This window comes from Roseovarius sp., assembly GCF_018066915.1.
Lineage (GTDB): Bacteria > Pseudomonadota > Alphaproteobacteria > Rhodobacterales > Rhodobacteraceae > Roseovarius.
The window spans coordinates 1-2,932 of sequence record NZ_JAGPVV010000113.1 but is presented as its reverse complement, the minus strand read 5'-3'; the positions used below and the strand labels follow the sequence as shown (position 1 = coordinate 2,932).

4 protein-coding genes are annotated in these 2,932 nt (G+C 58.8%); all 4 read left to right on the top strand.

Features of this window, described 5'->3' with window-relative positions:
- The coding region (locus KBT70_RS06185) for a phosphotransferase (RefSeq protein WP_296629819.1) at nucleotides 1–657 on the top strand (657 nt) is incomplete at its 5' end.
- On the top strand, nucleotides 657–851 hold the full coding sequence (locus KBT70_RS06180) for a ferredoxin (protein WP_296629822.1): 195 nt from the start codon (nucleotides 657–659) through the stop codon (nucleotides 849–851). The genes KBT70_RS06185 and KBT70_RS06180, both read left to right, overlap by 1 nt.
- A gap of 25 nt (nucleotides 852–876) precedes the next feature.
- Entirely contained in the window at nucleotides 877–2,139 is a 1,263-nt protein-coding gene (locus KBT70_RS06175; RefSeq protein ID WP_296629816.1) for a cytochrome P450, read from the top strand.
- 24 nt (nucleotides 2,140–2,163) lie between these two features.
- Nucleotides 2,164–2,932 (top strand): FAD-dependent oxidoreductase (locus tag KBT70_RS06170; protein WP_296629814.1); only part of this gene is annotated, 769 nt, incomplete at its 3' end.

Below are 2,932 nucleotides of genomic sequence, written 5' to 3'. Positions count from 1 at the left end.
ACGCTCGCCAACCTGCACTCGCGGTTTTACGAATCCGAAGAACTGGGAAGCAAAAGTCTGCCATTTCTAACCTGGCCCAAATGGTGGGCACGCATGATGGCGGCTTCGCCAGATTTCGCCGACTGTTGCGACGCCGCCTTCGGTGAGAGCGAAGATAACATGGCCCCACGGCTGCTTGCACGCCGTCATGAAATATGGGGTGTAACAATGGAGTCGGTCGAGCGTCACAACCGGTTGCCCCAAACCCTGATCCACGGCGATGTTCATCTCAAGAACTGGTACCATTCTGACTCCGGGGCGATGGGCCTGAGCGACTGGCAGATCACCTCGGTGGGGCACTGGTCACGAGATCTGATCTATACGATCACGACCGCACTCACCGTTGAGAACAGGAGGGCATGGGAGCAGGATTTGGTGAAGCTCTACCTCGACCTTATGGAAGAGCGCGGCGTTCCGCGCGAACCGGCCGATCAGGTCTGGCTGAGCTTGCGCCAGCAGTTGATGACGGCCTTGGCATTCTGGACCATCACCCTGCACCCGGCGGAAGGGATGCCCGACATGCAGCCGCTGCGCACAACACGCGTATTCCTGAACCGATTGCTGACGGCGATTGACGACCATGAATCGCTGGACGCCTTCGCCGCGAGCGCAGCGTGATGAAAGTCTCCGTCGATCCGAACAAATGCGTCGGACAGGGCATGTGCGTGCTCTATGCACCCGAGATATTCACTCTCAGCGATGACGATGGGCGCGCGCAGGTGCCGCAGCAGTTGGTTCAGGCAGATCACGAGGATGCGGTACGCCAGGCGATGCAAGCCTGTCCGGAGCAGGCGATATCGATCACCGAATAATTGAGCAGATAATATGGAGAGGCACATGGAAGGCCCGGCAGGAACTAAAGCATGTCCAATAGATTTTGACCACGAGTCGGCCGCTCACGCGCAAGCCTGGCCAGAAGAGTTCGCGCAAATGCGCGAAAGCTGTCCGGTCGCCTGGACCGGCCACCATGGCGGATACTGGGTCGCAACCAGCTACGAGGCTGTGGTCGGCGTGGCGCGCGACGCCAAGCTGTTTTCCAGCGAAAAGACATTTGACGCGGCGACCGGCACGGGGACGGGCGGGATAACCATTCCGTTCACCCCGATCCCCCGCGGATTGCCGGTGGAAGCAGACCGACCCGAATGGGATTCGCTGCGCGGCCTCATCAATCGCAAGTTCGCGCCCAAGGCGGTTGAGACTTTCCGGGCCAACGCGCGCCAGTTTGCAACCGCGCTGCTCAACCGCGTGATCGAGAGCGGCGAAATGGATCTCGTCAACGATTTTACCGGACCAGTGCCGGCGATGGTCACCATGGAATTGATGGGCCTGCCACTCAAGGAATGGAGACAGTTCGCAGATCCCCTCCACACCATGGTCTTCACACCGAAAGAGGCTCCTGAATATCCGCAGGTCATCGCTGGCGTCGAGTGGATTTTCCAGCGTTGCGCACAGGAATTCGTGCGCTATCAGCAAGAGCCGGAGCAGGATAATCTGTTGTCCTATTTCGCGCATAACGAGACAAACGGGCGCAAGGTCACGCTCGATGAAGTGCTGTCCTTGTCGAACAACATCATTATCGGCGGTGTCGATACCACGACGGCGCTCACTGCGCATGCGCTGGCCTACCTCCATGACCATCCGGAAGCGAAGCGGGAACTCATGGAGGATCGGTCGCTGCTGCCGTTCGCACGCGAAGAATTTCTTCGCTATTTTACCCCCATCCACTGCCTGGCGCGCAACGTCTCGGAGGATACACGGTTCAAAGGGGTCGAGATGGAGCATCGAGATCGTGTGCTGCTGGCCTGGGCGGCTGCAAATCGCGATCCGGAGGTCTTCCCGGAGCCTGACAAGATCGATTTTCACCGGACATCCAATCGTCATGTTGCCTTCGGATCAGGCATCCACCGTTGTATTGGTTCGTCCTTCGCGCGCATGATGTTCGAGGAAATGATGACTCAGATTTTTGAGCGAATCCCGGAATTCGAGATCGATTATACCGAAGCGCGACGATATCGCTCGGTTGGCACGATCAACGGCTGGGAAACCATGCCAATCCGCTTTGCCTCCGGGCCCCAGGTCGCATGCGACCTGCACCTTTGATCCAGATAGGCGAGATCGTGACCAATGCAGAATCCTGACTATATCATTGTCGGTGCCGGTTCGGCCGGTGCCGGTCTGGCCTATCAGCTTGCCAAGGACGGACGCAGCAAGGTCCTGTTGCTGGAGGCAGGGCCGAGTCACCGGCACCCCTTTGTGTCCATGCCCAAGGGTATAGGCAAGATCCTCGGCAGCGAGCGGCGCACGTGGCAATATGAAATTGACAATGAAGCAAGCGGCACTCCGGAACATTGGGTGCGAGGGCGGCTTCTGGGCGGTTCAAGCGCGGTCAACGGGATGATGTATTTTCGCGGACAGAAAGCCGACTATGATGATTGGGCCGAGGCGGGAGCAACCGGCTGGGATGGCGACGAAATGATGCGGGTTTTCCGCGAGATGGAAGACCATGCTTCGGGCGGTGCTGACGGGCGAGGGGTTGATGGACCGCTGAAGATTTCCATTCCAGAGAGCGGAGATCCGCTGATCGAGGGATTCATTGAAGCGGGCACCCAGATGGGTGTGCCGCGTGTTCACGACCTAAACAATCCGGAGTTGCACGGTGTAGGCTATGCACCGCAAACGATCCGTGGCGGCGTTCGCTCCAGTTCCGCCCATGCCTTTCTCGACCAACTCAAGAAGTACAGCAACCTGCGGATTGTAACCGGATTCGAGGCCGATCACGTTTTATTCGATGGCCTGCGGGCGTGCGGCGTTGCGGGTGCCCTTAATGGCGCAAGCACATCATTCGGCACCAACGGCGAGGTCATCCTGGCCGCAGGCGCCCTCAATAGTCCGT

Bases quoted from the DNA above. Each gene is read 5' to 3' on its own strand.
- KBT70_RS06180 (WP_296629822.1), top strand. From the start codon at position 657: ATGAAAGTCTCCGTCGATCCGAACAAATGCGTCGGACAGGGCATGTGC.
- KBT70_RS06175 (WP_296629816.1), top strand. From the start codon at position 877: ATGGAAGGCCCGGCAGGAACTAAAGCATGTCCAATAGATTTTGACCAC.